Below are 19,570 nucleotides of genomic sequence, written 5' to 3' on the forward strand. Positions count from 1 at the left end.
GCGAAAGGCGGGTGGGTGCGGATCGTCATTGTCGATGACAGCGGAGCGCGCGCGTCGGTCCTCGAAGAGGGCCTGCGCGAGGCGGGCTATGACGACATCCATTTCGTGCCGCCGCGCGGGGCGTTCGTCGCGCGGATCGAGCGCATGGCCCCCGACGTCGTACTGATGGACCTGGGCAGCCCCAGCCGCGACACGCTGGAGGAGATGCTGCTGGTCAGCCGCGCACTGGCCAAGCCGATCGCGATGTTCGTCGACCAGTCCGACGATTCGATGATCGGCGCGGCGATCGATGCGGGCGTTTCCGCCTATGTCGTGGACGGCCTGCGCAAGGACCGGGTGAAGCCGATCCTTGAACTGGCGGTGCGGCGGTTCACCGCCTTTTCCCGAATGCAGAGCGAACTGGACGAGGCGCGCACCGCGCTCGCCAACCGCAAGACGATCGACAAGGCCAAGGCGATATTGATGGCGCAGCGCGGATTGAACGAGCCCGATGCCTATGCGCTGCTGCGCTCGACGGCGATGAACCAGGGGCGGCGGCTGGTCGACGTGGCCGAGGCGCTGATCACCGCGAGCAGCCTGCTCGGCGGAGGTGCGGCATGATCACCGTGCGTGCCGCCTTTCTGCCGCTCACCGACAGCGCGGTGCTGGTTGCCGCGCGCGAGCAGGGCTTTGCCGAGGCGCAGGGCATCGATCTGGACCTGGTCCGCACCACCAGCTGGGCGACGCTGCGCGACCGGCTGGTCTATGGCCAGGTGCAGGCGGCGCAGATGCTGGCCCCGCTTGCCGTGGCGGTGACGCTGGGGCTGAGCCAGCAGCCGGCGGCGCTCTCCGCGCCGTTCAAGCTCAACAGCAACGGCAACATGCTGGTGATGTCGGGCGAGTTCGCGGCCGCGCTGGAGCAGGACCTGCCGGCCCGGCTCGCCGATCCGCTGGGCACGGGGCATGACTTCGCCGCCGCGATCGGGCTGTTCAGGCGCAAGCCGATCATCGGGATCGTGCATCGCTTTTCGGGCCACGCGCTGATGCTGCGCTATTGGCTGGGCAGCGTCGGCGTCGATCCCGATCGCGACGTGGTGCTGCGGGTGCTGCCGCCCTCGTTGACGGTGGAGGCGATGCGGCTGGGCGAGATCGACGGGTTCATCGCCGGCGATCCCTGGCCGGCGGCTGCGATCGCGCACGGGCTGGCCGAGGCGGTGGCGATCGGCGCGCGCATCTGGCAGCGCGGGGTGGAAAAGGTGCTGGCGATGCGCACCGACTGGATGGAGTCGAACCCCGACACGGTCGATCGGCTGCTGGTGGCGCTGGCCCGGGCCGCGCGCTGGTGCGACGATCCGGCGAACCGCGGCGACCTGGCCGCGTTGCTGGCGCGTGAGACGTATGTCGGCGAACCGGCCGAGCTGATCGAGGCGGGGCTCGTCGGGGAACTGCTTCCCCGGCTGGAGGCCTCGGCGATCGAGCAGCCCGATTTCCTACTGTTCCACCGCGAGGCGACCGCCTTTCCGTGGCGCAGCCAGGCGCTGTGGATCTATTCCCAGCTCGTCCGCTGGCGCCAGGCCGAGCCGAGCGCCGCGGCGGAAGCGGCCGCCGGCGCGGTGTTCCGGCCCGACATCTACCGCCGCGCGCTCGGCGCCGCGGGCGAGCCGATGCCGGGCGCCAGCATGAAGCTGGAAGGCGCGGTGGGCACGCCTACCGGCGTCGGTGCCCATCGCGGCGCGCTGACGCTGGGGCCGGACCGATTCTTTGACGGCCGCGTCTTCGATCCGGATCGGCTGGAGGACTATCTTGCAGGGTTCTCCGGACCGCGTTGAACATCTTTAGTCCTTCCTCGTCGGAGGAGGGATTCCAGCCAGAACGCCCGTTGGTCTCGGTGAGACCTGCCCAACCCCGACTCCGCATCAGGTGAACAGCGCCCCGCGGCGTTCACCTGATGCGCCTGAAGGGGAGGGGCCTTACGTCGGGAACAACCCGCAACTTCGCGCTTGCAGCAAAAGCCAATCCGCGCAATTATTCGCGAGTCGCGCAAGGAAGCGCGCCCATCGGGAGGGCACCCCAAGGCCGGGGCATCCCTCTCCCTCTGAACGCAGCAAAGCCGCTGACCGGATTTCGCCTTCGCGAACGTCCGGCATGCGGCTTTTTTCTTGTCCTTTTCAGATCGGCATTGGGGACGTCATCATGGCAACGGCATTTCTGGATGGAACGGTGAAGGCACCGGATCGGACGACACAAGCCAGCAGCTTCTGGCGCAGCGGGCACACGCCGACGCTGGTCGCGGCGTTTCTCTATTTCGACCTTGCGTTCATGGTATGGGTATTGCTCGGGCCGCTGGCGCCCGAGATTGCGAAGACGCTGCATCTCACCGCGGCGCAGAAGGGGCTGATGGTCGCCACGCCCACGCTGGCCGGGGCGTTTCTGCGCGTCGTCAACGGGTTGCTGGTCGATCGCATCGGGCCGAAGCGCTCGGGCGCGATCAGCCAGATGATCGTGATCGGCGGGCTCCTGGCGGCATGGGCGATGGGGGTGACCAGCTTCGGCGGAACGCTGGCACTTGGCGTCATCCTCGGCTTTGCGGGCGCGAGCTTCGCGATCGCGCTGCCGCTGGCCAGCCGCTGGTATCCGGCCGAGCACCAGGGCAAGGCGATGGGCCTCGCGGGCATGGGCAATTCGGGCACCGTGCTCGCCGCGCTGTTCGCGCCGGGGCTGGCCAAGCTGTTCGGCTGGAATGCCGTGCTGGGGCTGGCCTGCATCCCGCTGGGCATCGTCTTCCTGCTGTACCTGGCGCTGGCGAAGGATGCACCCGATGCGCCGGCACCGAAGACATTGGTGGCGTATCTTCATCCGCTGAAGTCGGCCGACGCCTGGTGGCTGATGGGTTTTTATGCGGTCACGTTCGGCGGGTTCGTCGGCCTCGCCGCCTCGCTGCCCATCTACTTCACCGACCAGTTCGAGCTGACTACGGTGGTGGCGGGCTATTGCACCGCCGCGTGCGTCTTCGCCGGATCGCTGGTGCGGCCGCTGGGTGGCGCGCTTGCGGACAGGATCGGCGGCGTGAAGGCGCTGACCGGCGTATTCCTGCTCGCCGCCACCGCGCTGGCGGGGGTGAGCGTCGCGCCGACCCTCCCGATTGCGCTTGCCTGCTTCGTTGTGGCGATGCTGGCGCTGGGCACCGGTAACGGATCGGTTTTCCAGCTGGTGCCGCAGCGTTTCCAGGCGGAGATCGGCGTGATGACCGGGCTGGTTGGCATGGCCGGCGGCATCGGCGGCTTCTACCTTGCCTCGTCACTGGGCCTCGCCAAGCAGATGGCGGGCAGCTTTGCACCCGGCTTCCTGATCTTTGCAGGACTGTCGCTGGCCGCGCTGATAGGGCTCGGCCTCGTAAAATCTCGCTGGCGCGCAACCTGGCGCACAGCGGCGCGGATATAATTCGTAACTGGGAGGGCGGCGCTACGGTCGGTAGCGCCGCCGCTTTGCGATCCACGGGAAGGAGTGCCATGCGTTTCTGGATCACCACGGCAGCCGCCCTGGTCGGTGCGCTGCCGGCGTGCGCGCAAGACATCACACTCAAACCGCTGATCGAGGGGCGGACGCGCTACGAGCATGTCGACCAGGACGGGCTCGCCGCGGCTTCCGACGCGGTGACGATCCGCGTGCGGGTGGGCGCGGAAGCGACGCGTGGTGCCTGGTCGATACTGGGCGAGGCGCAGGGCAACCTGGCGATCGTCGACAACTATTATGACGGGCTGCACGGGATCGCCGACCGCCCGGTGATCGGCGATCCGCAAAATGCCGCCATTTACCGCGCGCAGATCCGCTATCGCTCGCATCCTCTCACCGTCACCGCCGGGCGCCAGCGCATCATGCTCGACGACGAACGCTTCGTCGGCGCCGCCGGCTTTCGCAACAACGGCCAGACCTATGACGCGGTGCGCACCGAGATCGTGCCGCTGAAGGGGGTGAAGCTGGACGTGACCTATGCCTGGAACGTGCGCACCATCTGGGGCAGCGACGGGCGCGGTTTCCGCCAGCGCGGGGTTTCCGGCGACAATGTCTTCGCCAACCTTTCCGCCGCGACGCCGATCGGCACGGTAACCGGCTTCGCCTATCTGGTGGACCAGGACGAGGCGGCGGTGCAGGGCTATCGCCTGTCCAACCAGAACTACGGTGCGCGGCTCGCCGGCGCCAGGCCGCTCGGGCCGGGGGTGAAGCTCAACTATCAGCTGAGCTATGCCCGCCAGTCCGACTATCACCGTAACCCGAACCGCTACCAGGCCGATTACTGGCTGGCCGACGGGGCGCTGGACGTGGGCAACTGGACGCTCAATGCCGGATATGAGGTGCTCGGCGCGGGGACCGGCACGGCACTCACCAGCTTCCAGACGCCGCTCGGCAGCGTGTTCAAGTTCCAGGGCTGGGCGGACAAGTTCACCACCACCCCGCCCAACGGACTGCACGACATGTATGTGGGCGGCAGCCATAGCTGGAAGAAGATCGGCCGGATCGACCTGATCTCGTTCCAGGCGCTGTACCATCGCTTCCAGAGCGACCGGTTGAACCAGCATTATGGCGACGTGGTGAACCTGCTCGCCACGGTGAAGGTGAAGAAGACCGCCTTCTCGGCCCGCTATGCCCGCTACGAAGCGGACCGGTTCGCCACCGATACCACCAAGATGTGGCTCCAGCTGGACTGGACCTACTGAACGCGCCGCACCGGCGCCTCACTCCAGATCGCGCGCGTCATAGTCGATGAAGCGCCGGCCGGTCCTGCGCCGGTGCCGGGCGCGCAGGTGCAGGAACAGGTAGAGGGCGAAGGCGGGGATGGTGGCGAGCGGCGTATAGTCGAACGGCACGCCGAACTGGTGCAACAGCCCCACCATCATCGCCGTGAGCGGCACGGCGACGCGGCCCCAGGAGAGCCATAGCTGCAGGTCCTGGTCCGAGCGGAACGGCGCTGGCTGCCGTTCGGGCCGGGGGGCGCGCCCGCGAGCAAGCGATCGTGTCCAGCGCGGCGGATCGAGCTTCATTCTGCGGGCAGTAGATCGCGGCGACCGTCGGCGCCAGTATGTGCCGCCACCGGAATCGCTTGAGCATGCCGGCGAATCGGGGTACGCTGCACTGCAGAAGGGCAAGGCTGTCCTTCACCACATCGCCATGTTGCCCCGCTGTCGGGCGCTTCATGGTCCTGTCGATGGCAAAGCCGCCATCCAGCGCTCGGTTCGCAAGACCGGGCGCCGGATGGCGGCTTTTTTCGTTTGGAGCGAAGCGGATGGAGTTTCTCGAAGCCACGGCGATCCTCGCCGATGCAAGTTCCGCCGAAGCGGTACGGTCTGCCGAGACGCGCCAGCATCTGGTGGTGATCGGCAACGGCATGGCCGGATGCCGCGCCGTGGAGGAACTGCTGGCGCGCGACGGCACGGGATTCCGCGTCACCATCTTCGGTGCCGAACCGCATGTGAACTACAACCGGATCATGCTGTCGCCGGTGCTGGCGGGCGAGAAGACGTTCCAGGAGATCGTGATCAACGATTCCGACTGGTATGCCCAGCACGGCATCGAGCTGGTCGCCGGCGATCCGGTGGTGGCGATCGACCGCGCCGCCTGCACCGTCACGGCGAAGTCGGGCCGCATCACCGGCTATGACAAGCTGCTGATCGCCACCGGCTCCGACCCGTTCATCATCCCGGTGCCGGGGCATGACCTGCCCGGGGTGATCAGCTTCCGCGACATGGCCGATGTAAATGTGATGCTCGCGGCGGCGAGCGAGGGCGGCGACGCGGTGGTGATCGGCGGCGGGCTGCTCGGGCTGGAGGCGGCGCATGGCCTCACCCTGCGCGGCATGAAGGTCACGGTGCTGCACCTGATGCCGACGCTGATGGAGCGCCAGCTCGACGAGGCGGCGGGCTGGCTGCTCAAGTCGGCGCTCGAGGCGCGCGGGCAGACCATCCTGACCGGCGCGGATACCGCCGCGATTTTGGGCGACGGCAAGGTCGAGGGCGTGCAGCTGAAGGACGGGCGCATCCTTCCTGCCAAACTGGTGGTGATGGCGGTCGGTATCCGCCCCTCGGTCAAGCTCGCGCGCGAGGCGGGGCTGGCGGTCGGCCGCGGCATCCAGGTCGACGATCACATGGTGACCAGCGACGCGAAGGTGCTCGCCGTCGGCGAATGCGTCGAGCATGACGGGCAATGCTACGGCCTGGTCGCGCCCTTGTGGGACATGTGCCGCAGCCTGGCCGACGGGCTGGTCGCGCGCACCAATCCCTATCGCGGATCGGTGACCTCGACCAAGCTCAAGGTCGCCGGGCTCGACGTGTTCTCGGCGGGCGACTTCTCCGGCGGCGAAGGCTGTGAGGACATCGTCCTGCGCGATGCGGCGCGCGGTATCTACAAGCGGGTGGTGCTGAAGGACGATCGCGTGATCGGCGCGGTGCTGTTCGGCGACACGAGCGACGGCAGCTGGTATTTCGATCTGCTCAAGAAGGGCGAGGATGTCGCACCCATCCGCGACATGCTGATCTACGGCCAGGCCTTCGCCTCGGGAGGGGGGCAGCCGGACCCTAAGGCGGCCGTTGCGGCGCTCTCGGACGATGCCGAGATCTGCGGCTGCAACGGCGTTTCCAAGGGCCAGGTCGTTGCCACGATCAACGGCGGGGCGTGCAGCCTCGATGCGGTGCGGGCCGGGTGCAAGGCCTCGGCCAGCTGCGGGTCGTGCACCGGCATCGTCGAGACCCTGCTGGCGCTGACGCTGGGCGAGGACGGCGTGCAGTCCGGCCCCAAGACGATGTGCAAATGCACGACCTATAGTCATGACGAGGTGCGCCGCGCGATCGTCGAGGGCGCCATGAAGAGCATCCCGGAAGTGATGCAGCGGCTGCACTGGTCGACGCCCGATGGCTGTTCCTCCTGCCGGCCGGCGCTCAATTACTATCTGCTCTGCGCCTGGCCCGGGGAGTATGTCGACGACCAGCAGAGCCGGTTCGTCAACGAGCGGCTGCATGCCAACATCCAGAAGGACGGCACCTATTCGGTGGTGCCGCGCATGTGGGGCGGGGTGACCACCCCCGCCGAGCTGCGCGCGATCGCCGATGTGGTGGAGAAGTTCAACGCGCCGATGGTGAAGGTCACCGGCGGCCAGCGGCTCGACATCTTCGGCATCCGCAAGGAGGATCTCCCCGCCGTCTGGGCCGATCTGAACGCGGCCGGGATGGTCTCGGGCCATGCCTATGCCAAGGCGCTGCGCACGGTGAAGACCTGTGTCGGCTCCGAATGGTGCCGCTTCGGCACCCAGGATTCGACCGGGCTGGGGATCAAGCTGGAGCGGGGCTTCTGGGGCAGCTGGATGCCGCACAAGTTCAAGATGGCAGTCTCCGGCTGCCCGCGGAACTGCGCCGAGGCGACGATCAAGGATTTCGGCGTGGTGTGCGTGGACTCCGGCTACGAGCTGCATGTCGGCGGCAATGGCGGCATCCATGTCCGCGCGACCGACCTCCTCGTGAAGGTGGCGACCGAAGAGGAGGCGATGCACTATGCCGCCGCCTTCGTGCAGCTCTACCGCGAGGAAGCGCGCTATCTGGAGCGGACCGCGCCGTGGATCGAGCGAGTAGGACTCGCTTCGGTGAAGGCCCGTGTCGTCGAGGACGAGCCGGGTCGCGACGCGCTCGCCGCGCGCTTCTGGCATTCGCAGTCCTTCAGCCAGGACGACCCCTGGGCCGAGCGTGTCGCCGGTGCCGATGCCGGCCTCCACCAGCCCCTTCTCGCCGCAGCGGAGTAATGTCCATGACCGACTGGTTCGATATCGGCGCGCTTGCCGACCTGCCGCTGCGGGGCAGCCGCACCCTGACGCTGGGCGGCGAGCCCATCGCGGTGTTCCGCACCCATGACGACCGGGTCTTCGCGCTGATCGACCGCTGCCCGCACAAGGGCGGCCCGCTCAGCGCGGGGATCGTGCATGGCCATGCGGTGGCGTGTCCGCTCCACAACATGCGCATTTCGCTCGCGACCGGGGCTGCCCTGGGAGAGGATGCCGGCTGCACGCCGGTGGTGCCGGTGCGGGTGGAAGGCGAGCGTATCCTGCTCGCCATGCCGGTGCGGGCGGCGGCGTGAGCGACGCCGTCCGCACCACCTGCGCCTATTGCGGCGTCGGCTGCGGCATCCGCGCGACCGTTACCGGCGAGCGCGCCGTCCGCATCGAGGGCGATCCCGACCATCCGGCCAACCATGGGCGGCTCTGCTCCAAGGGCACGCATCTCGGCGAGACGATCGGGCTGGAGGGTCGGCTGCTCCATCCGATGATCGGCGATCGCCGCGCCAGCTGGGACAAGGCGCTCGATCTCGTCGCCCGGCGCTTCCGGGAAGCGATCGCCGAGCATGGACCCGACAGCGTCGCCTTCTACGTCTCGGGCCAGCTGCTGACCGAGGATTACTACGTCGCCAACAAGCTGATGAAGGGCTTCATCGGATCGGCGAACATCGACACCAATTCGCGGCTTTGCATGTCCAGCGCGGTGGCCGGGCACATGCGCGCGTTCGGCGAGGACGTGGTGTCGGGCAGCTATGCCGATCTCGACGCGGCCGATCTGATCGTGCTGGTCGGCTCGAACACCGCCTGGTGCCACCCGGTGGTCTACCAGCGCATCATGGCCGCGCGCGCCGAGCGCGGCACGAAGCTGGTGGTGATCGACCCGCGGCGCACCGAAACGGCCGAGGAGGCGGACCTGCATTTGGCCGTCCGGCCCGGCAGCGACGTGGCGCTGTTCAACGGCCTGCTCGCGCATTGCCGCGCGGAAGGGCTGGCCGATGCCGCCAATCTCGACGTGCCGGCAGGGTTCTGGGAGGCACTGGGCGAGGGGCACGATCTCTGGTCCACCGCCCAGACCTGCGACCTCGTCCCCGCCGATCTCCAGCGCTTCTACCAGCTGTTCGCCGCGCACCCGCGCACCGTCACACTGTTCAGCCAGGGCATCAACCAGTCGATCCGCGGCACCGATCAGGTCAACGCGATCCTCAACCTGCACCTCGCCACCGGGCGGATCGGCACCCCCGGCGCGGCGCCCTTTTCGATCACGGGGCAGCCCAATGCCATGGGTGGTCGCGAGGTGGGCGGGCTCGCCTCCACCCTCGCGGCGCATCGCGGCTTCGGCGCGCAGGACATTGCCGATGTCGGTCGCTTCTGGGCAGCCGAGCGCATGGCGACCAGACCGGGCCTCAAGGCGGTCGACCTGTTCCGTGCGGTCGGCGAGGGGCGGATCAAGGCGCTATGGATCATGGCGACCAATCCCGCCGTCTCGATGCCCGATGCCGGCCGCGTCCGCGAGGCGTTGGCCGCATGTCCTTTCGTCGTCGTCTCGGATGTGATCGCACAGACCGATACCAGCGTGCATGCCCATGTCCGCCTGCCGGCCGCCGCCTGGGGCGAGAAGGACGGCACCGTCACCAATTCCGAACGCACGATCAGCCGCCAGCGTGCCTTTCTGCCGCTGCCCGGCGAGGCCAAGCCGGACTGGTGGATCGTCAGCCAGGTGGCGCGCCGGATGGGGTTCCGCACCGCCTTCCCCTTTGATCGCCCGGCCGAGGTCTGGCGCGAACACGCGCGGCTGACTGCCTATCGCAATGGCGGCGCCCGAATGCTCGACCTCCAGGCGAAGGCGGCGATCGGCAATCAGGCCTATGACGAGATGGCGCCGTTCTCCTGGCATCCCCAGCCCTTTGCGGACGGCCGCTACCCGACCCCCAGCGGTCGCGCCCGGCTGGTCCCGGTGGCGCAGCGACCGCTCGACGCGCCGCTGCGCGACTGGCCGATGACGCTCAACACCGGCCGCTACCGCGACCAGTGGCATACAATGACCCGTACCGGCCTGTCGCCCAGGCTGGCCCGCCACCGCGAGGAGCCGCTGGTCGAGATCCACCCGGACGATGCCGCCGCGCTGGCGCTGGCCGACGGCGCGCTGGCGCGGGTGGCGACGCCGCAAGGGAACAGCCTTTTTCGCGTCGCGCATCATGCCGGGCAGCGCCGGGGAGAACTGTTCACCCCGATCCACTGGACCGATCGCCAGTCGCGCGGCGGCCGCACGGGACTGCTGGCGCGCGATCTTGCCGATCCGCATTCGGGCCAGCCCGGCTTCAAGCTGTCGCCTGCGCGGATCACCCCGGTCGCGGTCGATTGGCGCGGCTTTCTGATCGTGCGGGGTGAGGGGGCGGCGCCAGACTGTTTGTGGGCCACGCGGGTGACGGTGCCCGGCGGCGTGCTCTACGAACTTGCCGGGACGGGCGATGCTGCGCCGCTCGACCGTGCCCTGCCCGCAGGCGAGCGTATCGAGGCGATCGACCCGGCGCGCGGGACCCGGCGCGTGGCGGTGCTGCGTGACGGGCGGCTCGCGGCGGTGCTGTTCGTCACCCGCGCCGGCGCACTGCCGAGCCGCGACTGGCTGATCGGCCAGCTCGACCAGCCCCAGGGCCCGCAAGTGCTTGCCGGCCGCGCGCCGGGCCGGGCGGCGGATCGGGGGCCGGTGGTCTGCGCCTGTTTCGATGTCGGGCTGCACACCATCACCGCGGCCATCCGCGATCAGCGCCTGCTGGACGTCGCCGCGATCGGCACCGCGCTGGGGGCGGGCTCCAACTGCGGATCGTGCCGGCCGGCGCTTGCCCGTATTCTCACCGACATGCCAAAGGATGCCGCGCATGGTTGAAGATTTTTCCGCAGGCAGCGTCTGGCTGGTCGGCGCCGGACCCGGCGACCCGGAGCTGCTCACCCGCAAGGCGGAGCGGCTGCTTCGCGCGGCGAGCGTCGTCTTCTACGACGCGCTGGTCGGGCAGGGGGTGCTCGACATGATCCCCGCGGACGTGCGGTTGGTGCCGGTGGGCAAGCGGGCCGGGCGGCATTCGAAGGAACAGGGCTCGATCAACGACCTGCTCGTCGCCGCCGCGCTGGCCGGCGAGCGGGTGGTCCGGCTGAAGGGCGGCGATCCCTCGATCTTCGGCCGTTCGATGGAAGAGCTGACCGCGCTGGCGGGTGCCGGGATCGCGGTGCGGATCTGCCCGGGGATCACCGCGGCGAGTGCTGCGGCGGCCTCGGCGGGCGTGTCGCTGTCCCTGCGCGGGCTGGCCCGCCGCGTGCAGTTCGCGACCGCACACAGGCGCGGCGACGCGCCGCTGGACCTCGACTGGGCGGCACTGGCCGATCCCGGCTGCACCACCGTCTTCTACATGGGGCGAAGCGCGGCGGACGAGATCAGCCGCAACCTCCTCGCCGCCGGCCTGTCCGGCGCGACGCCGGTGCTGGTGGCGAGCGACATCAGCCTCGGGACCGAGCGCCTGCTCCGCACCCGGCTGGACCTGCTGCCGCTCGCCGCGCGCGCCATTACCGAGGACCAGCCGACGCTGATCCTGGTCGGCGATGCGGTGGCCGGCGGCGCGGACAGACCGGCCGCGGTCCGAGAATCGGTCCTCCCCTGAATCCTATGTCCCGCGGAAGGCGGGGCTGGTCGTGCGAGACCTGTACGCCCGGCGGTGGGCGCAGCCGCCTTGTCGAGCGCGCCCGCGGTTGGCCCCATTGCCTCTCAAGTTGCTGAAAACCTGCGCCCGATAATAAGCATTAAACGATCCGAAACCATGGAGTTTCAACGATATTTCATGGCCTTGTGTGAAGTTTCCGCATGAGGGAATCACGCGTCGATTGGGGTCGACCAGTAACAAGGTGATTAACATGCCGGCGATTACCGTTAAAAATCAGGCTGAGTTAGACGCGGCTATCAAGACGGCCAAGGGCGGCGACACGATCCTGCTTGCTCCTGGTACCTATTCGTCGGTGACGATGACGAATATCAAGCCGGCAACCGTGCTGACGATCCAGTCGCTCGATACGAAGAACCCGGCGGTCGTGCAGTCGCTGTGGATCTCGTCTTCGAACAACATCACTTTCAAGGACCTGGACGTGAAGCGGGATTACAGGCCCGCGAACGACTGGGAAACTGCTAGTCGGATCCTGAATTCGAACAATATCACAGTGGACAACGTCCGGTTCAGCGGCGGCAGCGGCGATCCTGCATTATCAACCGGCGTCGGGCTCAGCATACGCTCGGGCACGAACATCAAGTTTCTCAACTCCTCCGTCGACCATTTTGGGCTAGGACTGAGCGTACAAGACATCAACAAAATGACGGTGCAGGGAAGCACCTTTCGTGACAACCGGCGAGACCATACCAATTTTTCGGAAATGACTCAGGTCCTGATCGACCGGAACAATTTCGTCGGGCTGTACCCGCAGGATGGAGAGCATCCCGACGCGATTCAGTTCATGACCGCTGGCCGCGCCAAGGCAAATACCGGGATCACCATCTCGAATAACGTCATCATGCAAGGGGATGGGCTGGGCACCCAAGGGGTCTTCCTGGGCGAGGAGACCGGCAACCTTCCCTACAAGGACGTGACTATCAACAACAATCTGATCTATCTCAGCGGCCTGTATCATGGCATCAACGTCGTGAACGGCAGCAATGTAAATATCACCAACAACAGCACGCTGTCTGTGGCCGATGAACGATCGACCTGGATTCGTGTCGAAAACGTGACGAGCGGGTCAATCGTCAATAACGTCGCGGATGAGATCATTGCAGCGAACAGTGCAGGTGTCACGCTTTCCAAGAATGTCAGCCTAGTCAAGGACTCGGTCGCGCTTCGCAAGATCCCGGACCTACACCTCGGAGCGGCGGCGCGCGTGGCCGGGCTCGTCCTGCCTGGCGTGGGCTATAATCCTGGCACCAGCAGTTCCGGGACCGCGTCGACCCTTCAGCCGCCCAAGCTGCTGCTTGACCTCAACTTCGCGTCGACAGGTGCAATTGATTCGTCGATCTGGAGCTCGGACGAAACAGTCTCCCCCCTTGCCGCCGGGGCCGTAAGCGATGGCATGGTGCGCGTCCAGACCGGCTCTGGTGTCGAACTGGGGCGTGACACGTCGCGGCAGCTATTTAGCCTATCGGCTTTCACTCTGAACTTCAATCTGAAGCGCGACGCACCCAATGCGGCGGTCGGCCAGATCATGGGCGTCTTCAAGAGCTGGGCGATCAATCTGGGGGCGAACGGTGAACTGACCTTCACGATGACCAATGCCGCGGGCAAGACCTCGACCCTTACAACCAAGGGGGCCAAGATCACCGACGCGAACCTGCATAGGATCGCCCTTACCTATGACAGTGCACGTGGAACGGCCGCGATCTATGTCGACGGCGTGGTGCGGGGCACGGCGGCGATGTCCGGCAGTACGCGCGCTCAAGAGTTCTGGGGCGTGTATCTCGGCGGCCAGTTCACGAACGCTTTCAGCGGCTCGCTTGGTGACATCGAGGTTCGAGACGCCGCATTGAGTGCGGCGCAAATCGTCGCTCTAAATGCCAACAGCAGCGTGACCGCCACAGGGGTGCAGGCGGCGGACGCTGTGAGGGCGACGGTGGTAAATGGGGCGGCGAGCACCGCGGCGGCGTTAATGAGCGGGACGACTGTCGACGGGGCCACCACCTCGCTGCCGACGTTGACGCTGCTCGGCGGGTCGGTCGGTGCCGGTAGCGTGCAATCCCCGCTCGCAAGCGCTATCGCAAAAGCCGTCAACGCGCAGACGACTGGCTCGCTTTCCAAGCCGACAAGCTTTCTTTCAGGTTCTTGGATGCAGATGCTCGATGCGTTCCACGCCTGACGGGCGCGCCGGTTGCCGCGCTTGCTCAGGCTAGTGCCATGGCCTAAGCGAGCGGTGCTATCGTTGGGGGGGCTGGGTGAAGAGAGAAGTATTGCATCTGCGCGGCGTGCGCGGCCAGATGGTGGTTGGCTTCGGGGTTAAGGGTCTCGGCGCCGTTACCAGCTTTCTCTTCACCTGGCTTCTGGCCCGTGCCGCCGGTCCTGTGGGCGTTGGCACGTTCGGTACGTCGTTGACGACGGTCCAGATGTGCGTGATCTTGTCGTTGCTAGGCCTCGATGCGATCCTCGTGCGCTCGGTGTCGGTGAATCTGTCGCTGAAACGCACTGGGCAGGCAAGGTCGGCTGCCGTGCACGCAATTCGGATGGGAGCGGCGGCGGGTCTCACCCTGATGAGCGCGATCGTACTTTTCCACTCGCAAATTGCCACGCATGTCATCGGCAGCGCCCTTGTGGGGACTAGCCTTATGGTCCTTTCACTCGCGATCCCGATCATGGTCTATTGCCGACTGGTCTCGACCGTGCTGCGCGGCGTGGGCTGGATCGGGATCTCTCAGTCAATCGACGGGCCGATCACCACCTCCTTCGCCAGCTCGGTGATGATTTTCGTGCTCTTGTCCGGCATTCCGATCAGCCTGTATTTTCCGTCGCAACTTTATGTGATTGGCTGGATCCTCTGCGGCGTCGTCGCCACTATTTTGTACCGGCGGGCCATCCGATCCTGGGATCCCCGGGAAGCCTTGTCCGAGCGCATGCTCCGTTCCGGCTTCCTAATCCTTGTCGCCAACGCCAACAACCTGTTCACCGATTGGTTTGCTACGATCCTGCTGGCGGCGACGCATGGGCCTGCCGAAGCGGGTGTGTTCCGCGTCGGCTACCAGATCGCCTCAACACTCAAGCTTTTCTCGGCGACGGCGGAGACCATCCTGCAACCGGTCTTCGCGGTTGCCTACAAGCATGGCGACCTCGCTAGGATCGGCCGAGTGTTGCGCCTTACCATTCTCGGGCTGACGCTCGCCTCAGTACCGCTCGGTATTGCCGTGCTTGTCGCACCCCACTGGATCATGCACATTTTCGGATCGCAGTTCGCGTCGGGTGCGCTGGCCATGCAAGTCATGGTGTTCGGCCAGCTGATCAGTCTACTCTTCGCGGCCTCGGGCAGTGTGCTGACCATGGCGGGACGCGAGCGTCTGACCGTCGCGTTGACCTCGGTGTCCGCGATACTCGGCGGCGTGCTTTCGGTTTTGTTGATACCGCCGTATGGAGCCTTGGGCGCGGCAATCGCGATCGGTGCCCCTGTGCTGTTCCTGCGGGTGGCGTCGATGACCGCGGTCATGCGCCTGGGTGTTCCGATCTTCTAAGGAGGCTTTTGTGGCAGAAGCGATGCGAGGATCGACGCTGGGCTCGAGGTCCGAGGTTTTGCGAAAGATTCCGGGAATTCGGTCGCTGTTACGGCCGAGCAGGGATGTTTTGTCTATCTACCATCCTGAACGCTCCGGCTGGTCTGTTGCTGCCCGTAAATCCGCGCTGCTCCTAGTGATCGTTGTCGTGGCGTTCATGTATGGCGCGATGGTAGCGATCCTGCCGCCGTCGATGCTCGTCGGGGCGGCTGCGCCTCTGGGTATCATCGCGCTGCTCGTGATATGGGCGCTCCCGGACGCGCGAAGCGTGCCGACGCGAGCGTTGGCAAGCAGTTTCGTCTTCTTCCTATTTTGCATGATCATTTGGCCGAACTATCTCGCCATAGCTCTTCCTGGCCTGCCTTACATATCAGTGCGTCGCTTGGTTGGCTTGATATTGTCGGGACTGCTTCTTGTCTGCTTGTCGACTTCTAAATTATTTCGCGCCGAGGTGGCGGCAACGCTGCGTGCGTCGTCGCGACTCGCCAAGCTGCTATTCGCATATTTCCTGCTCCAGTTCATCGCCTGCGTGCTTTCGGTCTCACCGGCCGAGGCTATCGGCCGATGGGTAAACGTCACGTTTACATCCACGGCGGTGTGCTTCACCGCGGTCTGGCTCTTCGGGCCGGCTGGAAAATCCGTGGAATGGTTTTGCCGGCGTATCTTCATCGCCGTTTCTGTTGTCATGATCATAGGTGCCCTAGAGGCCCGGATACATCATGTTCTTTGGCTGAACTATATTAGCTTTTTGCATATGGATCCGCTTGTCATGGAGGCTCTGGCTCCGCACTTTAGAAAATGGTATCGAGTCGTTGCAACTTATAGTACACCCCTGGCGTACGGCGAGTTGTTGGCGCTTGTTACTCCCTTTGTAATATTTAAGTTGTTAAACGCGAAGACTTGGAAAGAGCGTGTCGCGTTTGCTGCCTTTGATGGCTTCATTCTGTATTCCGCCATTCTTTCGACTGCCCGTCTAGCGACGGTTGGCTATTTGGTGGCACATGCCGGTGCCGCCCTGCTTTGGAGCGTGCATCGGTGGCGCAAGGTGCGTGGCGATATGACCGGCGTGTCGTTAACGATGGTGTATCCAGCGCTGCTTGTAGCGCTGGTACTAGCGGTTACCTTTGTTCCGGCAGTGCATGTGCGCGTACTAGGTGGAGGGGCCGCACAATCGAGTACGGACGCTCGTAGCGAGCAGTTCCATGCGGCGATCCCCGTTATCGCCAAACGACCTGTTTTCGGCTATGGTATAGGAGAGGGGGCTGGAGCGATCAATTGGAGAACGGTAGACGGATTTCTTTCGATAGACCTTGGGTTTGTGGCGATGGCTGCTGATATCGGCCTAGTCGGACTTTTTGCATATTCAAGTTTTATTGTTTTCTCTATTTTTGAGTTAGTTCGGCGAGGGCTTCGTTCTCCGGCCTTCACTTATCCACCAGAGTTCGCGATTGCTCTGTCGTTAATTGTTCTTATCACAACGAGGCTGGTATTGGCGCAGCCGGATAATGATCCCCTCTTCAACATCTTGTTCGGGATGGCGCTGGGGCAGTTGTGGCGAGCGCGCCTCAATGTAGTCAAAGATAAAGTTGCTCACGGCAGTGCGCACTTTTGGAATGTGGCCCCGAGCAAATAGGGTTCAACGAAGGAGGCGGTTGTACAGGGGCTGCGGCAGAAACCGCGGACGTATATCGGTACAGCCCGCTGTGTTTTTGGTCGGCACCGAGCAAAAGCTTAGGCTGAGCGCTGCATTCGGTCACTCAAGCGGCGCGCCGGCCCTTGCGTCGGCGCGCTTCTGCGCTAAGCGCTTGGGCCATGATCAAGCACGCCCTTTCCGTCACGCGCGACGGCGATTTCGCGCAATGGTACCAGACCGTCATCAGCGAAGCCGACATGGCCGAGGATTCGGGCGTGCGCGGCTGCATGGTCATCCGGCCCTGGGGCTATGGCATCTGGGAGCGCATCCAGCGCCTGCTCGACGATCGCATCAAGGCGACCGGGCACGAGAACTGCTATTTCCCGCTGTTCATCCCGCTTTCCTATTTCGAGAAGGAAGCCGAGCATGTCGACGGCTTCGCCAAGGAAATGGCGGTCGTCACGCACCACCGCCTGATCCAGAAGGACGGCCGGCTGGTGCCCGATCCCGAGGCCAAGCTGGAAGAGCCGCTGGTCGTCCGCCCCACCTCGGAGACGGTGATCGGTGCGGCGATGTCGCGCTGGGTGCAGAGCTGGCGCGACCTGCCGGTGCTGATCAACCAGTGGGCCAATGTCGTCCGCTGGGAAATGCGCACCCGCATGTTCCTGCGCACCGCCGAATTCCTGTGGCAGGAAGGGCATACCGCCCACGCCACGGTGGAAGAGGCGCAGGAAGAGACGCGCAAGATGCTCGAGGTCTATCGCGACTTCGCCGAGACTTGCCTGGCGATGCCGGTGGTCGCGGGCGAGAAGCCGGAGAATGAGCGCTTCCCCGGCGCGGTCTCGACCTTCTCGATCGAGGCGATGATGCAGGACGGCAAGGCGCTGCAGGCGGGCACCTCGCACTTCCTGGGCACCACCTTCTCCTCGGCGCAGGACATCAAGTTCCAGAACTCCGAAGGCCAGTTCGAGCTGGCGCAGACGACCAGCTGGGGCGTTTCCACCCGCATGATCGGCGGGCTGATCATGGTGCATGGCGATGACGACGGCCTGCGCGTGCCGCCGATGGTGGCGCCGTGGCAGATCGTGATCGTGCCGATGCTGCGCGACCAGCCCGAGGATGCGGCGACGATCGACTATTGCAAGTCGCTCCAGGCGGAACTCGCCAAGCTGACCGCGCTGGGCGAGCCGGTGCGCGCGCTGCTAGACCTGAAGGCAGTGAAGGCGCAGACCAAGCGCTGGGGCTGGGTGAAGAAGGGCGCGCCGATCGTGATCGAGGTCGGCGGGCGCGACGTGGCGGGCGGCAACGTCTCGGTGATCCAGCGCAACAAGCTCTACCGCGAAGACGGCAAGCTCGATTCGCGGATCATGCCGCGCGGCGATTTCGTGGCGGAAGCCGCCGCGATCCTGGAGAGCATCCAGCAGGGCCTGTATCTCGACGCGCGCGAGCGGCTGGACAGCAACATCCGCCGCGACGTGACCGATTTCGACGGCCTCGCGGCGATGTTCGCCGATTCGGTGAAGTTCCCCGGCTGGGCCGAGGTCAGCTGGGCCAAGCCGACCGGCGCCGAGCTGGACGCGGTGGTCGAGCGGCTCAAGGCGCTCAAGCTCACCTTCCGCAACGTGCCGGGCACTGCCGCGCCGGCCGAAGGCACCTGCCTGTTCACTGGCAAGCCGGCGGTGGAACGGATCCTGGTCGCGCGCGCCTATTGACGGTTCAGATCTTCCTCTGGCCGGGGAGGATCCTGACGGACCTGCCTTCCGCCCCCTGCGATCTGTATGCGTTCGTCGGGGCGGAAGCGGTGCGGCCAATCGCCACGGCATTGCATGCGGCCCGGCGAATCGATTCGGGCACGGACAGGCCACGGCCGTGACGGACCGCCCGATTTCCGCCCGCCTAGCGCAATGGATGGTTAGCGGCGCTTCAAATCGTCCCGTTCCGCGTCAGTCGGGAAAGCTGTGGCGCCAGGAATGGTCCTGATTGATGGTAAACGCGCTTTTCATCATCCCTTTCCGTCCCCATAGTCCCCATAAGAGGGGCCGGTCGGGACGGCCCGATGGAGAAGAGGACGACTGAGCGGTGACCGCATTATCTCGTTTTCCGCGTTTCTTCGTTACCAGTCCGTCACCGTGCCCGTACCTTCCCGGTCGCCAGGAACGGAAGATCTTCACGGAACTCTCCGGCCAGCAAGCCGGCGAACTCAACGATGCGCTGAGCCGGATCGGCTTCCGCCGCAGCCAGTCGGTCGCGTATCGGCCAAGCTGCGCGGGCTGCACCGCCTGTGTGTCGGTCCGCGTGGTGACCGAAGGCTTCCAGCCCAATGCCACCCAGCGCAAGCTGCTCAAGCGCTATGGCGATCTGGAGGTCACCGCCTGCAAGCCCTGGGCGACCGGCGAGCAATATGAGCTGCTGAAGCGCTACCTCGACTCGCGCCACCCCGGCGGCGGCATGGCGGCAATGGACGAGAGCGATTATGCCGACATGGTAGAGCAGTCGCCGGTCAGTTCCTATGTGATCGAATATCGCGAGCCCTCGGTGAACGGCGAGCGCGGCCGGCTGGTCGGTGCGTGCATCACCGATCAGCAGGGCGACGGGCTGTCGATGATCTACAGCTACTTCGTCACCGACGACGAGGCGCGGCCCGGCATGGGCAATTTCATCATCATGGATCATATCCTCCGCGCGCGGGCAGCGGGGTTGCCTTATGTGTATCTCGGCTATTGGGTGAAGGGCAGCGCGCGCATGGCGTACAAGACCCGCTATCGTCCGATCGAGGTGCTGGGCCCGACCGGCTGGGCGTTGCTCGAGGACGAGGACATGGTCGGCGCGATGCCGAGCGCGGTGGCGGCGGCGCTGGCCTGAGGGCGCC

The 19,570-nt window shown here is 65.7% G+C and carries 14 protein-coding genes; 13 read left to right on the forward strand and 1 reads right to left on the reverse strand.

Features of this window, described 5'->3' with window-relative positions; all coding sequences use genetic code 11:
* Nucleotides 1-15 precede the first annotated feature (15 nt).
* The 4 genes from KK7_RS0110710 to KK7_RS0110725 all read left to right on the forward strand — a co-directional run bounded on the left by KK7_RS0110710 (nucleotide 16) and on the right by KK7_RS0110725 (nucleotide 4,694).
* Entirely contained in the window at nucleotides 16-600 is a 585-nt protein-coding gene (locus KK7_RS0110710) for an ANTAR domain-containing response regulator (protein ID WP_010544647.1), read from the forward strand.
* The gene (locus KK7_RS0110715) at nucleotides 597-1,808 is read left to right on the forward strand and encodes a CmpA/NrtA family ABC transporter substrate-binding protein (RefSeq protein ID WP_010544648.1); all 1,212 of its coding nucleotides are present in this window, start codon (nucleotides 597-599) and stop codon (nucleotides 1,806-1,808) included. The genes KK7_RS0110710 and KK7_RS0110715 overlap by 4 nt, the downstream gene beginning before the upstream one ends.
* 364 nt (nucleotides 1,809-2,172) lie before the next feature.
* Nucleotides 2,173-3,420 (forward strand): nitrate/nitrite transporter, encoded by a 1,248-nt coding sequence (locus KK7_RS0110720; protein ID WP_010544649.1) that lies wholly within the window; start codon nucleotides 2,173-2,175, stop codon nucleotides 3,418-3,420.
* 68 nt (nucleotides 3,421-3,488) lie between these two features.
* Complete coding sequence (locus tag KK7_RS0110725) at nucleotides 3,489-4,694, forward strand: alginate export family protein (protein WP_010544650.1); 1,206 nt, start codon at nucleotides 3,489-3,491, stop codon at nucleotides 4,692-4,694.
* Nucleotides 4,695-4,712: 18 nt separating this feature from the next.
* Here KK7_RS0110725 and KK7_RS0110730 read toward each other — a convergent pair whose 3' ends face one another.
* The gene (locus KK7_RS0110730) at nucleotides 4,713-5,018 is read right to left on the reverse strand and encodes a hypothetical protein (RefSeq protein ID WP_010544651.1); all 306 of its coding nucleotides are present in this window, start codon (nucleotides 5,016-5,018) and stop codon (nucleotides 4,713-4,715) included.
* A 242-nt stretch (nucleotides 5,019-5,260) separates the two neighbouring features.
* Between KK7_RS0110730 and nirB the strand changes: the two genes are divergently transcribed.
* The 9 genes from nirB to KK7_RS0110775 all read left to right on the forward strand — a co-directional run bounded on the left by nirB (nucleotide 5,261) and on the right by KK7_RS0110775 (nucleotide 19,563).
* Nucleotides 5,261-7,762, forward strand: coding sequence for a nitrite reductase large subunit NirB (gene nirB, locus KK7_RS0110735; protein WP_010544652.1), 2,502 nt, complete (start codon nucleotides 5,261-5,263; stop codon nucleotides 7,760-7,762).
* A gap of 5 nt (nucleotides 7,763-7,767) precedes the next feature.
* Nucleotides 7,768-8,094, forward strand: coding sequence for a nitrite reductase small subunit NirD (nirD, locus tag KK7_RS0110740; protein WP_010544653.1), 327 nt, complete (start codon nucleotides 7,768-7,770; stop codon nucleotides 8,092-8,094).
* Complete coding sequence (locus KK7_RS0110745; RefSeq protein ID WP_010544654.1) at nucleotides 8,091-10,676, forward strand: nitrate reductase; 2,586 nt, start codon at nucleotides 8,091-8,093, stop codon at nucleotides 10,674-10,676. Before nirD ends, KK7_RS0110745 begins: the two co-directional genes overlap by 4 nt.
* Nucleotides 10,669-11,442, forward strand: coding sequence for a uroporphyrinogen-III C-methyltransferase (gene cobA / locus KK7_RS0110750; RefSeq protein ID WP_010544655.1), 774 nt, complete (start codon nucleotides 10,669-10,671; stop codon nucleotides 11,440-11,442). Before KK7_RS0110745 ends, cobA begins: the two co-directional genes overlap by 8 nt.
* Nucleotides 11,443-11,692: 250 nt before the next feature.
* Complete coding sequence (locus KK7_RS0110755; protein ID WP_100207565.1) at nucleotides 11,693-13,672, forward strand: LamG-like jellyroll fold domain-containing protein; 1,980 nt, start codon at nucleotides 11,693-11,695, stop codon at nucleotides 13,670-13,672.
* A 76-nt stretch (nucleotides 13,673-13,748) separates the two neighbouring features.
* On the forward strand, nucleotides 13,749-15,029 hold the full coding sequence (locus KK7_RS0110760) for an oligosaccharide flippase family protein (RefSeq protein ID WP_237709186.1): 1,281 nt from the start codon (nucleotides 13,749-13,751) through the stop codon (nucleotides 15,027-15,029).
* Between the two features lie 109 nt (nucleotides 15,030-15,138).
* A complete protein-coding gene (locus KK7_RS0110765) occupies nucleotides 15,139-16,701 on the forward strand; it encodes an O-antigen ligase family protein (protein WP_010544658.1) in 1,563 nt (520 codons plus the stop codon).
* 179 nt (nucleotides 16,702-16,880) lie between these two features.
* Nucleotides 16,881-18,413 carry an aminoacyl--tRNA ligase-related protein gene (locus KK7_RS0110770; RefSeq protein WP_010544659.1) on the forward strand — a complete coding sequence of 511 codons (1,533 nt, stop codon included), beginning with the start codon at nucleotides 16,881-16,883 and terminating at the stop codon, nucleotides 18,411-18,413.
* 367 nt (nucleotides 18,414-18,780) lie between these two features.
* Nucleotides 18,781-19,563, forward strand: coding sequence for an arginyltransferase (locus KK7_RS0110775; protein ID WP_010544660.1), 783 nt, complete (start codon nucleotides 18,781-18,783; stop codon nucleotides 19,561-19,563).
* Nucleotides 19,564-19,570: the final 7 nt, after the last annotated feature.

Origin of the sequence: Sphingomonas elodea ATCC 31461 (assembly GCF_000226955.1) — a bacterium.
GTDB classification, from domain to species: Bacteria; Pseudomonadota; Alphaproteobacteria; order Sphingomonadales; family Sphingomonadaceae; genus Sphingomonas; species Sphingomonas elodea.

Coding starts and splice junctions, on each gene's coding strand:
- nirB (WP_010544652.1), top strand. CDS start 5,261: ATGGAGTTTCTCGAAGCCACGGCGATCCTCGCCGATGCAAGTTCCGCC.
- KK7_RS0110770 (WP_010544659.1), top strand. CDS start 16,881: ATGATCAAGCACGCCCTTTCCGTCACGCGCGACGGCGATTTCGCGCAA.
- KK7_RS0110725 (WP_010544650.1), top strand. CDS start 3,489: ATGCGTTTCTGGATCACCACGGCAGCCGCCCTGGTCGGTGCGCTGCCG.
- KK7_RS0110730 (WP_010544651.1), bottom strand. CDS start 5,018: ATGAAGCTCGATCCGCCGCGCTGGACACGATCGCTTGCTCGCGGGCGC.
- KK7_RS0110715 (WP_010544648.1), top strand. CDS start 597: ATGATCACCGTGCGTGCCGCCTTTCTGCCGCTCACCGACAGCGCGGTG.
- cobA (WP_010544655.1), top strand. CDS start 10,669: ATGGTTGAAGATTTTTCCGCAGGCAGCGTCTGGCTGGTCGGCGCCGGA.
- nirD (WP_010544653.1), top strand. CDS start 7,768: ATGACCGACTGGTTCGATATCGGCGCGCTTGCCGACCTGCCGCTGCGG.
- KK7_RS0110755 (WP_100207565.1), top strand. CDS start 11,693: ATGCCGGCGATTACCGTTAAAAATCAGGCTGAGTTAGACGCGGCTATC.
- KK7_RS0110720 (WP_010544649.1), top strand. CDS start 2,173: ATGGCAACGGCATTTCTGGATGGAACGGTGAAGGCACCGGATCGGACG.